The 15727-nt window shown below is 71.1% G+C and carries 15 protein-coding genes; 1 reads left to right on the plus strand and 14 read right to left on the minus strand.

Features of this window, described 5'->3' with window-relative positions; genetic code table 11:
- Positions 1-188 precede the first annotated feature (188 nt).
- From tyrS to ACIG5F_RS38460, 13 genes are all read right to left on the minus strand, one after another.
- Positions 189-1463 (minus strand): tyrosine--tRNA ligase, encoded by a 1275-nt coding sequence (gene tyrS, locus ACIG5F_RS38400; protein WP_396524957.1) that lies wholly within the window; start codon positions 1461-1463, stop codon positions 189-191.
- 35 nt (positions 1464-1498) lie between these two features.
- A complete protein-coding gene (locus ACIG5F_RS38405; protein ID WP_396524959.1) occupies positions 1499-2113 on the minus strand; it encodes a DNA-3-methyladenine glycosylase in 615 nt (204 codons plus the stop codon).
- Positions 2114-2125: 12 nt separating this feature from the next.
- Entirely contained in the window at positions 2126-3538 is a 1413-nt protein-coding gene (argH, locus tag ACIG5F_RS38410) for an argininosuccinate lyase (protein ID WP_396524960.1), read from the minus strand.
- Positions 3539-3565: 27 nt separating this feature from the next.
- On the minus strand, positions 3566-4018 hold the full coding sequence (locus tag ACIG5F_RS38415) for a hypothetical protein (RefSeq protein ID WP_396524961.1): 453 nt from the start codon (positions 4016-4018) through the stop codon (positions 3566-3568).
- Entirely contained in the window at positions 4011-4502 is a 492-nt protein-coding gene (locus ACIG5F_RS38420) for an arginine repressor (RefSeq protein ID WP_211766711.1), read from the minus strand. The genes ACIG5F_RS38415 and ACIG5F_RS38420 overlap by 8 nt, the downstream gene beginning before the upstream one ends.
- Positions 4503-4670: 168 nt before the next feature.
- Complete coding sequence (argF, locus tag ACIG5F_RS38425) at positions 4671-5588, minus strand: ornithine carbamoyltransferase (RefSeq protein WP_396524962.1); 918 nt, start codon at positions 5586-5588, stop codon at positions 4671-4673.
- A 3-nt stretch (positions 5589-5591) separates the two neighbouring features.
- A complete protein-coding gene (locus ACIG5F_RS38430; RefSeq protein ID WP_396524963.1) occupies positions 5592-6776 on the minus strand; it encodes an acetylornithine transaminase in 1185 nt (394 codons plus the stop codon).
- Positions 6773-7669: an acetylglutamate kinase gene (gene argB / locus ACIG5F_RS38435; protein WP_396524964.1), complete on the minus strand. Its 897-nt coding sequence runs from the start codon at positions 7667-7669 to the stop codon at positions 6773-6775. The genes ACIG5F_RS38430 and argB overlap by 4 nt, the downstream gene beginning before the upstream one ends.
- Positions 7666-8859 carry a bifunctional glutamate N-acetyltransferase/amino-acid acetyltransferase ArgJ gene (argJ, locus tag ACIG5F_RS38440; RefSeq protein WP_396524965.1) on the minus strand — a complete coding sequence of 398 codons (1194 nt, stop codon included), beginning with the start codon at positions 8857-8859 and terminating at the stop codon, positions 7666-7668. The genes argB and argJ overlap by 4 nt, the downstream gene beginning before the upstream one ends.
- Positions 8856-9875 carry an N-acetyl-gamma-glutamyl-phosphate reductase gene (argC, locus tag ACIG5F_RS38445; RefSeq protein ID WP_396524967.1) on the minus strand — a complete coding sequence of 340 codons (1020 nt, stop codon included), beginning with the start codon at positions 9873-9875 and terminating at the stop codon, positions 8856-8858. The genes argJ and argC overlap by 4 nt, the downstream gene beginning before the upstream one ends.
- Positions 9876-9953: 78 nt before the next feature.
- Positions 9954-12794 (minus strand): AAA family ATPase, encoded by a 2841-nt coding sequence (locus tag ACIG5F_RS38450; protein ID WP_396524969.1) that lies wholly within the window; start codon positions 12792-12794, stop codon positions 9954-9956.
- A gap of 85 nt (positions 12795-12879) precedes the next feature.
- Entirely contained in the window at positions 12880-13839 is a 960-nt protein-coding gene (locus tag ACIG5F_RS38455) for an asparaginase (RefSeq protein ID WP_396524970.1), read from the minus strand.
- Positions 13840-13876: 37 nt separating this feature from the next.
- Positions 13877-14593, minus strand: coding sequence for a Clp protease N-terminal domain-containing protein (locus ACIG5F_RS38460; protein ID WP_396524971.1), 717 nt, complete (start codon positions 14591-14593; stop codon positions 13877-13879).
- A gap of 101 nt (positions 14594-14694) precedes the next feature.
- Between ACIG5F_RS38460 and ACIG5F_RS38465 the strand changes: the two genes are divergently transcribed.
- Complete coding sequence (locus ACIG5F_RS38465) at positions 14695-14994, plus strand: hypothetical protein (RefSeq protein WP_396524972.1); 300 nt, start codon at positions 14695-14697, stop codon at positions 14992-14994.
- A gap of 134 nt (positions 14995-15128) precedes the next feature.
- On the opposite strand, the gene ACIG5F_RS38470 is transcribed toward ACIG5F_RS38465, so the two are convergent.
- Positions 15129-15596: a hypothetical protein gene (locus ACIG5F_RS38470; protein ID WP_396524973.1), complete on the minus strand. Its 468-nt coding sequence runs from the start codon at positions 15594-15596 to the stop codon at positions 15129-15131.
- Positions 15597-15727: the final 131 nt, after the last annotated feature.

Below are 15727 nucleotides of genomic sequence, written 5' to 3' on the forward strand. Positions count from 1 at the left end.
GGTCCCGGTCTGTCAGGCTCGTCCTCACCGTCCCTGCCGGGGAGTCCCTGGCGGTCCGGGGCGAGTCCGTGTTGCGCTGACTTGGAGAAAGTTACGCGCTGCGGAACGAGAAGTCAAATCGCGCCCGCAACCGCATCGGCAGAGCGGAAGTCCCAGCTCAGCGGCCTTCCGCCCGGCCGACGTCCACGCTAGTCGAGGACCTCGACCCCAGCAGTGTGGCGCTTGCCACGCCGCAGCACAAGCCATCGCCCGTGCAGCAGGTCCTCCCGTGCCGGCTGCCACTCCTCGTCGGCCACCTTCGTGTTGTTCACGTAGGCGCCGCCCTCCTTCACCGTCCGCCGCGCCGCCCCCCGGCTGTCGGCCAGGCCGGCGGAAACCAGCAGGTCGACGATGGTGGGGGCGTCGGCAAGGCGCACCTGCCCGGTCGGCACCTCGGCCATCGCCGCGGTCAGCGTGGACAGCTCCAGCTCCCGCAGGTCCCCGCGCCCGAACAGGGCCTGGCTGGCCGCGGTGACCTGCTGGGTCTCCTTCTCCCCGTGCACGAGCGTGGTCAGCAGCTCGGCCAGCCGGCGCTGCGCGGTCCGCAGGTGCGGCTTCTCGGCCGTCTCCTGCTCGATGACGGCCAGCTCCTCGCGGTCGAGGAAGGTGAAGATCCGCAGGTAGTTCAGGGCGGTCTCGTCGCTGACGTTGAGGAAGTACTGGAACCACGCGTACGGCGAGGTCATGGTCGGGTCCAGCCACACGCTGCCGCCGCCCGTCGACTTGCCGAACTTGCGGCCCTCGGCGTCGGTGACCAGCGGCATCGTGAAGGCGTGCACGGACTTCTGCTCCGCGCGCCGGATCAGGTCCACGCCGCCGACGATGTTGCTCCACTGGTCGGAGCCGCCGACCTGGAGCGTGCAACCGTGCCGCCGGAACAGCTCCAGGTAGTCGTTGGACTGCAGCAGCAGGTAGCTGAACTCGGTGAACGACATGCCGTCGCTCTCCAGACGCTTCTTGACCGTCTCCCGCGACAGCATGGAGTTGATCGAGAAGTGCTTGCCCACGTCGCGCAGGAACTCCAGCACCGTGGTCGGGCCGGTCCAGTCCAGGTTGTTGACCACGAGCGCGCCGGTCGGCGAGTCGTCGAAGTCGACGAAGCGCTCCAGCTGGCCCCGGATGCGCACCGCCCACTCGGCTACCGTGTCCAGCGTGTTCAGCACGCGTTCGCCCTGCTCACGGGGGTCGCCGATCATGCCGGTGGCGCCGCCGGCCAACACGATCGGGCGATGTCCGGCGCGCTGGAACCGGTGCAGGCCCAGCAGCGGGATCAGGTTGCCGGCGTGCAGGCTGGGCGCGGTCGGGTCGAAGCCGCAGTACAGGGTGAGCGGGCCCGCCGACAGGTCTCGCCGCAGCGCGTCGAGATCGGTGGACTGCGCGGTCAGACCGCGCCAGGACAGCTCGTCGAGGATGTGCTCACTCACGGGGCCCATCATCCCGTACCAGGGCAAAGCAGTTGTCAGCGCCTCTTGGCCCTGCGGTACGCGCTGACCGCCGGCGAGTCGATCCAGAACCGCCACGGCCGGTCCATCGCGGTGGCCACACCCACACGCGGGCCGGCGTGGATGCTCTCCACCGGCACCGGGTCGCCGGCCAGCAGCCGGACCGGCGAGTCGGGGCTGAGCAGGTTGGCGCCGTTGTCCTCGCGGGTCAGCAGCAGGGTGCTGGTCAGCCGGGCCGGACCCTTGGCCATTTCGGCGTCGCTGCGGGCGCTGGGCCGCAGCTTGCGGGCGATGTCCAGGCCGGTGACGACCTCACCGGCCCGCATCAGCACCGCCCCCGGCACCCCGTCGGTCAGGCACACGATGTTGGCGCAGTAGTGCATGCCGTAGACGAAGTAGACGTAGAGGAAGCCGGGCGGGCCGAACATGACGTCGTTGCGGGCCGTTCGGCCGCGATAGCAGTGCGACGCCGGGTCGTCCCCGCCGCGGTAGGCCTCCACCTCGACCAGGCGCACGCCGACCGGGCCGTCCGGGGTGTCGGCCTCCAACACGCTGCCGAGCAGGAGCTTCGCGGCGTCAACGGGGTCGACGGCGAGCTCCTGCGGCGTGAAAAGGCGGCGTGTGGCGGTCACAAGGTCACAACCCTACGGGCGCGGCGGTGTCTCGGACCAGCCACGGGCAGCAGTCACCCGTTCCCCCACTCGGCCCAGTTGCTCGGCCACACGGCTGGGCGCGGTGCCGCCGCGGCCGTCCCGGGAGGCGATCGAGCCCTCGACCGTGAGCACGCCTCGCACCTCGGGCGTGAGGTGCTCGGACACCTTGGCGAACTCGGCGTCGGTCAGCTCGTCCAGGCCGACGCCGCGGGCCTCGGCCAGCCGCACGCACTCGCCGGCCGCCTCGTGCGCCACCCGGAACGGCACGCCCTGCTTGACCAGCCACTCGGCGATGTCCGTGGCCAGGGTGAAGCCGGCCGGGGCCAGGGCAGCCATGCGGGCGGTGTCGAACGTGAGGGTCCCGAGCATTCCGGCGATGGCCGGCAGCAGCAGCTCCAGCTGGGCCACCGAGTCGAACACCGGCTCCTTGTCCTCCTGGAGGTCCCGGTTGTAGGCCAGCGGCTGGGCCTTGAGGGTGGCCAGCAGGCCGGTCAGGTTGCCGATGAGCCGGCCGGACTTGCCGCGAGTGAGCTCGGCGACGTCCGGGTTCTTCTTCTGCGGCATGATCGAGCTGCCGGTGGCCCACGCGTCGTCGAGCACCGCGTAGCCGAACTCGGCGGTGGTCCAGATGATCACCTCTTCGGCGATCCGGGACAGGTTCACGCCCAGCATGGCCAGGCAGAACGCGGCCTCCGCGGCGAAGTCGCGGGAGGCGGTGCCGTCGATGGAGTTGTCCACCGACTCCGGGAAGCCCAGCTCGGTGGCCACGGCCACCGGGTCCAGGCCCAGCGAGGAGCCAGCCAGCGCGCCCGAGCCGTACGGGGAGACGGCGGTGCGGGCGTCCCAGTCGCGCAGGCGGTCGAGGTCCCGCAGCAGCGACTGCACGTGGGCCAGCAAGTGGTGGGCCAGCAGCACCGGCTGCGCGTGCTGGAGGTGGGTGCGGCCGGGCATGACCGCGCCGGCGTGGCGCTCGGCCTGGCTGACCAGGGCGTCGATGACGTCCAGCGTGCCGGCGGCGATCCGGCGGGCGGCGTCGCGCAGCCACATCCGGAACAGGGTGGCGATCTGGTCGTTGCGGGAGCGGCCGGCGCGCAGCTTGCCGCCCAGCTCGGCGCCGGCGCGGTCCATCAGGCCGCGCTCCAGGGCCGTGTGCACGTCCTCGTCGGCGACGACCGGCGTGAACTCGCCGGAGGCGACGTCGGCCTCCAGCACGTCGAGCGCCGCGATCATGCGGGTCAGCTCGTCCTCGGTGAGCAGGCCGGCGCGGTGCAGGGCGCGGGCGTGGGCCCGCGATCCGGCGATGTCGTACGGGGCGAGCTGCCAGTCGAAATGGGTCGACAGGCTCAGCGCCGCCATCGCGTCGGCCGGACCGCTGGCGAACCGGCCGCCCCAGAGCTTGCTCACTGCCTTCTCCTCGAATCCGTTGTGCTGTCAGGCGGCCGGGGTCAACCGGTCGCGAAGGTCCAGCCGCACCTCGCCGCTGACGCGCTCCTGCGACGTGGCGATGAAGGCGTCCAGCGCGGTGCGCAGCGGCGAGGACCAGCCGCCGTTGCCGACGAGCTTGGCCCAGCGGCGCTCCACCCGCCGTTTGAAGCGCAGCAGGTCGGGCTCGACCGTGCCGTCCTCCAGCCGCTGGTGGGCGGCGATCAGCGTGCTCGCGCCGGGCTGGCCGGTGCCGCCGACACGCCAGTTCAGCTCCTGCACGGCTTGCAGCATCGTCACCGTCTCGCCGTCGATCGCCACCGGCACGCCTTCGTCGAACGTGATCACGACCTGGTCGGCGTCGCAGCCGACAAAAGCCGTTGCCGGGGACCAGATCGGGTTGGCCGACGGGACCAGCGCGTTGGCCTGGACCGCCCGCCGGCAGAAGTCGGCGTCATTCATGGCCCGCCGCCAGGCCGGTGAACCGCTCGGCCAGCTGCGTGCCGGTCAGGGGTTCGCGGGCCACCACGAAGATCGTGTCGTCGCCGGCGATCGTGCCCACCACGTCGTGCAGCGCCGCCCGATCCAGGGCGCTGGCCAGGAAGTGCGCCGCGCCAGGCGGGGTGCGCAGCACCGCCAGGTTGCCGGACGAGTCGGCCGAGACCAGCAGCTCCCCCAGCAGGCGGGTCAGGCGGGACAGGCCGCCTTCGACGCCGCGGACCGGGCTGCCGTCCTCGGGGATCACGTACACCGGCGCCCCGCCGTCCGCGCCGCGCAGCTTCACCGCGCCCAGCTCGTCCAGATCCCGGGACAGCGTCGCCTGCGTGGTCTCGATGCCCTCCGACGCCAGCAGCTTGGCCAGCTCCGACTGGCTGCGCACGGCCCGCTGCGACACCAGCTCGACGATCCGGCCTTGGCGGGCGGCACGGGTGGTCGGCGAAGTCATACGCATGAGTATGCACGAGTCTGCGTAATTACTCAAGCTTGTCGCACAGTGTCTCCAGCAGCTTCCGGGGCGAGCGCAGCAGCGCCGGCTCCGGACGCTTGGAAGGGGGCTTTCCTCCACTCGGAGTGGAGGAAAGCCCCCTTCCAAGGGCCTCGGTGGTACGTGAGGTCAGTGCTGGATGAGCCAGGCGAGGAGGGCCTTCTGGGCGTGGAGGCGGTTCTCGGCCTCGTCCCAGACGGCGCTGGCGGGGCCGTCGAGGACATCGTCGGTGATCTCCCAGCCGCGGTGGGCGGGGAGGCAGTGCAGGACGATGGCGCCGGGGGCGGCGCGGCCGAGGAGGTCGGCGTTGACCTGCAACGAACGGAAGGGGCCGACGCGGTCGAGGCCGTCGTTCTCCTGGCCCATGGAGGTCCAGGTGTCGGTGACGAGGACGTCGGAGCCGTCGACGGCGGCGTGGGCGTCGGTGAAGGTGGCGACGGAGCCGCCGGTGGTGGCGGCCAGCCCGAGGGCGTCGCGGAGGACGAAGGCGGCGGGCTCGAAGTCGGCGGGGGAAGCGACCCGAACGTGCATGCCGGCGGTGACACCGCCGAGCAGCAGGGAGTGGGCCATGTTGTTGGCGCCGTCGCCGAGGTAGGTGAGGGTCAGGCCGGCGAGCTTGCCGTGGCGCTCGCGGATGGTCTGGAGGTCGGCGAGGACCTGGCACGGGTGGAACTCGTCGGTGAGGGCGTTGATCACGGGGATCCGCGACACCGACGCCATGGCGTCCATGCGCTTCTGGGCGAAGGTCCGCCACACGACGGCGTCGACGTAGCGGGACAGCACCCGGGAGGTGTCCTCGATGGTCTCCTCCCGCCCGAGCTGCATGGAGCGGCCGTCGATCATGATGGGGTGGCCGCCGAGCTGGGCGATGCCCACATCGAAGGACAGGCGGGTGCGGGTGGAGTTCTTCTCGAAGATGGCGGCCACGGACTTACCGGCCAGCGGCTTGTGCGCGAGGGGCTCGGCCTTGAGCTTGTCGGCCAGGTCGAGCACTTCGAGCTGCTCGGCCGGGCTGAGGTCGTCGTCGCGGAGGAAGTGCCGGGGCATGGTTCAGGACTCCGAGCTGTCGAAGAAGGCGGGCAGTGCGGCGACAAAAGCGTGGGCGTCGGCCTCGGCCAGCACGAGCGGCGGGGCGAGCCGGATCGAGTCCGGCTGGACGTTGTTGACGAGATAACCGGCGGCCTGGGCGGCCTTGGCGACGCCGGCGGAGACGGGCTTGGCCAGGCCGATGGCCAGCAGCAGCCCGGCGCCGCGAACGCCGGACACCAGCGGGTGGTGCAGCTGCTCGACGCGGGCGGCGATGTCCTTGCCCAGCGCGGCGGCGTGTTCGCACAGGCCGTCGGCGGCGATGGTGCGCACGACGGCGAGGCCGGCGGCGCACGAGACGGGGTTGCCGCCGAAGGTGGTGCCGTGGTGCCCGGGCTTGAACAGCTCGGCGGCGGCCCCGATGCCGATGCACGCGCCCAGCGGCAGACCGCCGCCGAGCCCCTTGGCCAAGGTGATCACGTCGGGCACGATGCCGCTCTGCTGGAACAGGAACCAGCTGCCGCAGCGGCCCATGCCGGTCTGCACCTCGTCCAGCACGAGCAGCGCCCCGGCCTTCGAGGTGATCTCCCGGGCGGCCTGGAGGAAGCCGTCGGGCGCGGGAAGCACGCCGCCCTCGCCCAGGATCGGCTCGATGAACACAGCGGCGGTGTCACCGTCCACAACAGACTCGAGCGCGGCCACGTCGCCGAACGGGATGTGCACCACGTCGGGAGTCATGGGCTCGAACGGGATCCGCTTGGCCGGCTGCCCGGTCAGCGCCAGCGCGCCCATGGTGCGGCCGTGGAACGCGCCCTCGAAGGCGACGACCTTGCTGCGGCCGGTGAGCCGGGCCAGCTTGAACGCGGCCTCGTTGGCCTCGGCCCCGGAGTTGGTGAACACGACCTTGGCCGGCTGCCCGACCAGGTTCACCAGCTCCTCGGCCAGCTCCAGCGCCGGCTCGTTGACGAACATGTTGGACGTGTGGCCCAGCCGGCCGACCTGCTCGGTGACGGCCCGCACCACGGCCGGATGGGCGTGGCCGAGGGCGTTCACGGCGATACCGGTGTAGAGGTCGAGGTAGCGGTTGCCGTCGGCGTCCCACACATGGGCGCCCTCACCTCGGACCAGGGCCAGCTGGGGGGTGCCGTAGTTGTCCATCAACGCCGACTGCCAACGGCTCCGGCTGTCCTCATTGGACTTGATGGTCACAGCTCCTCCTGTTCTGGCAACACCATGGTTCCGACACCCTTGCTGGTGAACACTTCAAGCAGCACCGAATGCGCAAGCCTGCCGTCGATCACGTGCGCCGCGGGCACTCCCCCGCGCACTGCTCGAAGGCACGCCTCCATCTTCGGCACCATGCCGCTGGTGAGTCCGGGCAGCAGCTTCTCCAGCTCGTCCGCGCCGATCTGGTCGACTAAAGAGGAACGGTCCGGCCAGTCGGTGTAGAGGCCCTCGACGTCGGTCAGCACCACCAGCTTCTCCGCTCCCAGCGCGACGGCTAAAGCGGAGGCGGCGGTGTCGGCGTTGACGTTGTGCACCACACCGTCGGCATCGGGCGCGACCGTGGACACGACCGGGATGCGGCCGGCCCGGATCAGGTCCAGCACCGAGGCCGGGTCGACGGTGACGACGTCGCCGACCAGGCCGATGTCCACCGGCTCACCGTCCACAATGGCCGCCCGGCGCTCGGCGGTGAACAGCTGCGCGTCCTCGCCGGAGATGCCGACCGCGTACGGGCCGTGCGCGTTGATCAGGCCGACGAGCTCCCGCCCGACCTGGCCGACCAGCACCATGCGCACCACGTCCATGGTCTCGGGCGAGGTGACACGCAGGCCGCCGACGAACTCGCCCTCGATGCCCAGCCGCGTGAGCATGGCGCTGATCTGCGGCCCGCCGCCGTGCACCACCACCGGGTGGATGCCGGCCAGCCGCAGGAACACCATGTCCTGGGCGAAGGCCCGCTTGAGGTCCTCGTCGATCATGGCGTTGCCACCGTACTTGACCACCACGATCTTGCCGTGGAAGCGCTGCAGCCACGGCAGCGCCTCGATCAGCACCTCGGCCTTGCCGGCCGCTTCCGCCTTGCTCACATCGGTCATGACGAGTACGCGCTGTTCTCTTCGACGTAGCCGTGGGACAGGTCCGTGGTCAGCACGGTCGCGGCGGCGTCGCCGACGTGCAAGTCGATCAGCACCTCGATGTCGCGACCGGACAGGTCCGCGCCCTCGCGGTCGGCGGCGCGGGTGCCGCCTTGGCAGACGGTCACGCCGTTGAGGATCACGTCGATCTTGTCGGCCTCGATGTGCGCGGGGGCGTTGCCCAGGGCCATCAGGATGCGGCCCCAGTTCGGGTCTGAGCCGAAGAAGGCGGTCTTGACCAGGCTGTCCCGGGCGATCGCGCGGGCCACGGTCTCGGCGTCCCGCTCGGAGGCCGCGCCCTGCACGGTGATGGCGACCTCCTTGGTCACGCCCTCGGCGTCGCCCTGGAGCTGCCGCACGAGGTCGTGGCAGACGGCCCGCAACGCCTCGGCGAAGTCCTCTTCGGACGGTGCCACGCCGGAGGCGCCGGAGGCCAGCACCAGCACGGTGTCGTTGGTGGAGGTGCCGCCGTCCACGTCGAGCCGGTCGTAGGTGACCTTGGTGGTGGCCTTGAGGATCGCGTCCAGCCGGGCCGGTTCGATCACGGCGTCGGTGGTGATGACCGACAGCATGGTGGCCAGGTTGGGGGCGAGCATGCCGGCGCCCTTGACGAAGCCGCCGATCGAGAAGCCGGCCGGGTGGGTCAGGGCCGACTGCTTGGGGTGGGTGTCCGTGGTCATCACGGCCGTGGCCGCGTCCAGGCCGGCTTCTGCCGTGGCGGCAAGCGCTTGCGCGGCTTTGTCCACTCCGGACAACAGGGCGTCCATCGGCAGCCGCTCGCCGATCAGGCCGGTCGAGCAGACGGCCACGTCGACCGCGCTGACGCCCAGCACCTCGGCCACGTGCTCGGCGGTCCGGTGCGTGTCCTGGAAGCCTTCCGGGCCGGTGCAAGCGTTTGCGCCGCCCGAGTTGAGGACCACCGCGCGCAGCCGGTTGTCGCTGACCGCCTGCTGCGACCACAACACCGGCGCGGCCTTGACCTTGTTGGTGGTGAACACCGCGGCCGCCGCGTCGGACGGGCCCTCGTTGACCACCAGCGTCAGGTCCGGCGCGCCGGAGACCTTGATGCCCGCGGCCACACCGGCGGCGCGGAACCCGGCCGCCGTGGTGACGCCCGAGGTGCGGGTGACGGCGAGTTGCGAGGTGGTCACGGGGCTACTCCCACGGTGGAAAGGCCGGTGGTCTCGGGCAGCCCGAGAGCCAGGTTCATGGACTGCACGGCGGCGCCCGCCGTGCCCTTGGTCAGGTTGTCGACCGCCGCGACCACGACCAGCCGGTTGGTGTCCAGGTCGGCGGTCACCTGCACGTGCAGGGAGTTCGCGCCCAGGGTGGCGGCCGTGGTCGGCCACACGCCCTCGGGCAGCAGGTGCAGGAAGGGCTCGTCGGCGTAGGCCTTCTCGTACACCGCACGCACGTCCACAGTGGACTTGAGGGGAGCCGTGCAGGTGGCCAGGATGCCGCGGGGCATCGGCACCAGCACCGGCGTGAACGAGACCGACACCTTGGCGCCGGCGATCCTGCTGAGGTTCTGGACGATCTCCGGGGTGTGCCGGTGCTTGCCGCCGACGCCGTAGGCGCTGGCCGCGCCCATCACCTCGGAGCCGAGCAGGTTGGGCTTGAGCGACTTGCCCGCGCCGGAGGTGCCGGTGGCCGCGACCACCACGACGTCCGGCTCGACGATGTCGGCGGCGAAGGCCGGGGCCAGCGCGATGGAGGCGGCGGTCGGGAAGCAGCCCGGGACCGCGACCCGCTTGGCATTGCGCAGGTTCTCGCGCGCGCCGGGCAGCTCGGGCATGCCGTACGGCCAGGAGCCGGCGTGCTCGCCGCCGTACCAGCGCTGCCAGTCGGCCGCGTCGGTCAGCCGGTGGTCCGCGCCGCAGTCGATGACCAGCACGTCCTCTCCCAGCTGGGCCGCGAGCTCGGCCGATTTGCCGTGCGGCAGGGCCAGGAAGACCACGTCGTGGCCGGCCAGCTCGGCGGCGGTGGTGTCGGCGAGGACGCGGTCGGCCAGCGGCACCAGGTGCGGCTGGTGCTGGCTCAGCGGCGTGCCCGCGTTGCCGCCGGCGGTCAGTGCGCCGATCTCCACCTCGGGGTGGCTCAGGAGCAGCCGCAGCAGCTCACCACCCGCGTACCCGCTCGCGCCCGCGACAGCCACCCGTACCGTCATGCGAATGAGTATGCATGACGGTGGGTATTTACTCAACAGTGTTGCCGGCGTCTCACCGGTGGGACCGGACGGCACCCCTCAGTTATCGCACGGCATCGGCACGTCCATTCCGGTGAAGTAGGAGTCCCACTGGTTCTGGGTGATCAGGCCGGTGCGGGGCATCTGGCACACGGCCTGCGCGGCCCGGTCGGTGTCGGTGGTCCAGACCGTGACCGAGTCGTCGGCGGCCACCACGAGCCGGCCGTCCGAGGCGAAGGAGACCGATCGGAGATGCTGCTGCGCGGTGGCGTCCAGCTCGAGCAGCTCGGAGACGCCGCCGGACGGGCCCAGCTTCCAGACGACCACCGTGCCGTCGGCGTTGACGACGGCGGCCCGGCCGGTGGACGGGTCGAAGGCGATCGGGATCGGCAGTGGCGTGGTCGACACCGGGCCGGCCATGGTCAGCTTGTCGGCCCGCACCGCCCACAACGTGGCCCGCGGCTTGCTCAGGTCGCTGGTCACGGCGGCGACCAGCGAGCCGTCGGCGCTGACCGACTCGGCGACATAGTCGCCGTCCTGGCCGGGCGCGGCAGCGGGCAGCGGGGCCCAGTGGCCGCCGGCCTGCCGCCACACCTGCGGCTGGTGGACGTCGTCACGGCTCGACACGGCGGCGAGGGTCCGCCCGTCGGCCGAGAACTGCACCGGCCCCAGGGTCTGCCGCAGGGTGCCGACGGGCCGCGGATCCTTCGGGTTGGTGGCGTCCAACAGGGTGGTGTCGGAGGCGTCCGGCGCGAGCCGGCGGTCCCCGTCGTCGGGATGCCCGCCGGCGGCCAGCGTCCGTCCGGTCCGGCTGAAGCTGACCAGGACCCGGTTCCCGCGGCTGGACCAGGTGTTCACCGCATGGAACGGGTCGGACACGTCCCACACCTGGAGGGTGCCGTCGACGTAGGAGGCGGCGACCAGCCGGCTGTCGGCGGAGATCGCGAGCGAGTCCACCGCGACGCCGGCCCCGGGGAGGCTCACAGCCCCGTGGTGCTTCAGGTCGGTCAGCTCGATGTCGCCGTCCGTGGCGCCGGCCGCGATCAGGTCGACGTTCGCGTCGACCGCGACGGCCCGGGTCGAGTTGGGCAAGCCGTACCGCTCGGTCGCGAACTGGAGGAGCCGGCCGGCCGCCCGCGGCGAATCTGGGGCGAGGTTGTGGGCGGCCAGGGCCACTTGACCGGCGAGGTACGGGTTGGTGCGGGCGACCGTCGACAGCTGGCCGACCGCGTTCTGCACGGCCTGCTCCTGGAACTGCTGCCGGCTGGTGAGAAACGCCTGGACGCCGACGATGACCGTGACCATCAGCAGCACGACCAGCAGGGCGACGAGCTGGCGTAGGCGACGGGTGCGCTGGCGGTCGAGGCGCTGCCGGTTGTGTTCGGAGTACAGGCTGGAGGTGAAGAACATACGCTCCCTGACCGACAGCACCGGCTTGGCCCGGTTGACCCAGTCCTCGGCGATGAGCAGCCGCAGGCCCCGGTACAGGGAGTCGGGGTCGCGGTCGAGGGCCAGCCAGGCGGCCGCGGCCTCGGTGAGCTGGCGGTGGGTGCGCAGGCCGTCGCGGTCCTCGGACAGCCACTCCCGCAGCCGCGGCCAGGTGACCAGCAGGGCCTCGTGGGTGAGCTCGAGGTCGTGCCGCCCGACGACGACCAGACGTGAACGCACCAGTTCAGCGAGCACGGCGGCGGTCTGCGGGGTGTCGTCGAGCTCGCAGCGGCCGACCCGTCGCTTGGTGTCCTCGGCGCCGTCGCCGAAGGCGGTGAGCCGCAGGAAGAGCTGGCGGGCGAGGTCCCGTTCCGGCGGAGCGAAGGCCAGGAAGACGGACTCGGCGGTGCGGGCGATGGCGTGCCGGATGCCGCCGGCCTCGTCGTAGGCGGCGAGGGTGAGGGTCATGCCCTGCCGCCGGCACCAGGTCTCCCGCAAGGCCTGCGAGACGAGCGGCAGGACGCCGCAGCCGGAGCTGGCGTCGGCGATCACCCGCGCCACGAGGGCGGTCTCCAGTGTCAGCCCCGCAGCCAAGGCGGGCCTGGTGGCAGCCTCGCGCAGCTCGTCGGTGGTCATCGGGCGCACTGGGAACGAGCGGGCGTCCGGCAGGCTCGCGCCGCAGCGGTCGAGGAAATCGGCCCGCACGCCGAGCACGATGCGGCAGCGGCTGGTCTCGGCGCCGGCGGCGTGCGCGAGGGCGGTGATGAAGGCGGCCCGCTCGGCCTCGTCAACGCAGGTGGTGAAAACCTCCTCGAACTGGTCGACGACCAGCAGCAGCTCCTCATCGGCGGCGGCCTGCCGGATCCGCAGGTGCAGGTTGACGGGATCGGTGACGAGTTCGTCCCGCAGCCGTGGCGCGGACCAGCCGGCGACGACGGCCAGCCGGACCGCGCACTCCTCGATCGGATGCGGCCCCGGAGTGAAGACCACGGCCCGCCGACGGTCGCGAGCAGCCAGGCCGGCCCGCAGCAGTGAGGACTTGCCGGTGCCGGACGCGCCGTGCACCAGCACGAGGCGGTGCTCCCCCACCACGGCCACCAACTCGTCGACCAGGGCGTCACGGCCGAAGAACCGTTCGGCGTCGCCGACGTCGAACGCGGCCGCGCCCAGATACGGGGATCGGGTCGGCCGGAGCGGCTCGACCGGGGTCAGCTCGGCCGCGACCTCCCGCCACCGCCGCTCCCACAGGCCGGCGTCGCCGTCACACGCCGTGACGTACGCGAGGGTCACGGCCAGGCTCGGCAGCTTGCGCCCGCCGGCCGCCTCGGACAGCACGGCGGTCGAGTAGTGGGCCCGGCGGCTCAGCTCCCGATAGACCGGACTGCCGGCCAGTTCGCGGAGTCTGCGCAGGTCAGCGGCGAATCTCAGCAGCGGGCCGTCCCCGTCGTCGAGCGGCCTCTCACCCCTTGGCACGTACCCCCACCCCCGTCAGAGCGTGACCAGGGGCCGATTGTGGCACCGCGGGCATGCACGGAGGGTGGCTTTCGAAACGTTTCGGTCACGTCTGAAACATCGCGCGGGCCGCGCGCACCCCGCCGCCGCCCAGCGCCACCATCAGCGCCACCCGGGCGTGCCCGGCGGTCATGCCCGGGGCCAGGATCGCGCCGGCCTTCTCGGCCAGCTTCGCGCCGTACGGGCCGGCCCCGAGCACCGGCACCCGCGGCACCACGACCGCCGGGATCTCCCAGTGGGTCAGCTCCATGATCGGGGCGAACAGCTCCACCGGCACGTTGCCCGCGCCCGAGCCCTCGAACACGATGCCGCGGGCTCCGGCGTCGACCGCGGCGTTCAGGACCGCGGCCGGCATCCCGGAGTACGTCCTGATCACGGCGACGTCGGTCTCCGGCTCGCCGTGCGGGCGCGGGTGCAGCGGCGGCGGGGCCGCGACCAAGGCCGCCTTCATTTCGCTGACCGCACCCAGGCGCGGGAACGGCGCGGAGGTGAAGGCGGCCGGTCGGGTCGGATCGGCCAGCCGGGCCCAGCGGGCGGCGTGCAGCTCGTCGTCGAAGCACACCAGCACGCCCGCGCCCCGCACCGCCGGGTCGGCCGCGACCGACAGCGCCGAGGCCAGGTTGCGGGGGCCGTCGCTGGACAGGTCGTCGAGGTGCCGGGTGGCCCCGGTGAACACGATGCCGCCGAGAGCGGCGGCCGGCCCGACCAGCAGATCGGTCAGGAAGGCCGTCTCCTCCAGGTTGTCAACGCCGTGCGTGACGACGACGCCGTCAAAGCCGTCCTCGGTGAGGGCGGCGTGGGCGCGGCGGGCGATGGCCAGCATGGTCGACACCGAGGTGTCCCAGCTGGGCTCGGCCAGCAGGTCCTCGACGACCACCTCGGCGGCGACCGGCCCCAGGTGCGCCAGCAGGTCCTTGCCGCTGGCCACCTGGGCCAACGCCGGCCGTTGCGCGATCACGTCGCCGGTGGCGATCAACAACACCCGATTGGTCACACGATCCCCCACACGATCAGCGTCGCGATCACCACGACCAGGACCATTCTCACTCCAGGCCCACGTGCCGTTCCAGCCTTTCCAGCCGGTCCAGCAAGGGCTTGAGCTGCTTGCCGACCAGCGCTGCGACGGCTGCCGCAGGGTCCCCCGCCTTGCTGCTCTGTTCACGTTGGTGCACGAAGCCGGCCAGCGCCGCCGCCACCGCGCCGCGCAGCGACCGCAGCTCCGCGCCGGCCGCGCGCAGGGTCTGGCCACCGGCGCCGTCCTGCTCCGCGACCAGGCCCAGCAGCAGGTGCTCGCAGCCGATGTAGTTGTGCCCCAAGGTGATCGCCTCGGTGACGGCCAGCTCGAAGGCGTTGGCCAGCGGGCCGCTGAACCGGTCGGCCGGGTGATCGCCCGCGTTCGGTTCGGGCAGCTCGGCCAGCAGCCGCTTCGGGTCGATCTCCGTCGCCTCCAGCACTCGCAGCGCCATGTTCTGGCCCTCGCGCACGATGCCGTACAGCAGGTGCTCGGTGCCCACCAGCGGCGCGCCGTCGGCCCGGGCCTGCTCGATCGCCAGCTTCACGGTGACACGGGCGCGTTCGGTGAAGTGCGGCAGCTTGCCGATCGGATCGCCGTCCAGGTCGCCGATGGCGGCCGCGCGGATGGCGGTCACCCGCTTCACCGACGTCTCCAGGGCCCGCTGGCAGATGGCCGAGACCGGCACCCCGGACTCCCGCACCGCGTCGGCCAGCTCGTCGGACAGATACACGTTGATCTTGGGCATCACGATGTCTCCCCGTCCCGGTTCCCGTTGCTAACCCCATGTGTACCCCTCCATGGGGTTACAAGGCAACACCGGGCCCGGGATTTCGCCTGCGTCACGGGGTGGCGCTGGCCGCGTTCTGGGCCGCCGTCACCGGCTACGAGCAGGACGTCGAGGACGACGTCGACCCTATGGACGACGCGCTGCCGGTGGCAGGCCGCAAGGGGACGGAGTTTGATCGGGTCGTCGGTGCGTCTGCTGGGGCGGGCGCCCAGGTCATGGCCATCCTGCGCAACCTCGCACTGGGCCTGTTACGGCTGGCCGGGATCACCCAGATCATCCACACCTTGCAACGCATCGCCGCAGACCGAACCAGAATCCTGCCCATCATGGCTGCCGTGACCAGCACAAACCGACTTTGACTTTCTCCTGCTACCGACGTAGCGCGAAGCGGTTGTGAAACGGTGCCTCCGGCGCGGGCTGCTCGTCTGGACAAACCAGGACCACAGTGACACAAAGACCCAGATCGAGCAGACCGGCCGGACGCACCGACAGTTCAGCGATCGCGATAGCGTTCCTGCGCACCGAGCACTTCCGCGGTACTCGCGTTGAAGCCAGAGAGACAGGCCCAATTAGGGCAAGTGATCTTCATTGAAACAACCACACAATTAAGGCTATAAATATCGCCGGGCTTGAAGAATTGCTGACCACCACTGGAGCAGGTAGCAGAACCCCAGTAACCACCCGCAACGACATGTGTCGCATAGAGGCTGTTAACCGGAATCGATCCGACGTAGCCCCCATAACAGATTGCACCACCAGAACCGAGGACCAGCACTATCTGGGGCGTAGCTTCGGTTCGACATGGCCGGACATCGATATGAGGACGAACTTCACTACCAGCCGGCGCCGCCGCGACAACACTCGCATCCGCGGCACGCGCTGTCTGCGGCATGCCCACCAGTCCGATGCCGATAGCAGCCGCGCACGCGACAATCATTACCGAACGACGCCAGAAGGCCAACTTACCAAGTAATAACCTCAATTAAATCCCCCCAAGCCTTGTTGCTAAACAATGCTTGATTTGACCGAAATAACCACCCAATGAGACTAAAAGGATCTACATAACACAATCGGCTATTCGGGTGACAAAGC

The organism is Kutzneria sp. NPDC052558 (assembly GCF_044547355.1).
GTDB lineage: Bacteria > Actinomycetota > Actinomycetes > Mycobacteriales > Pseudonocardiaceae > Kutzneria.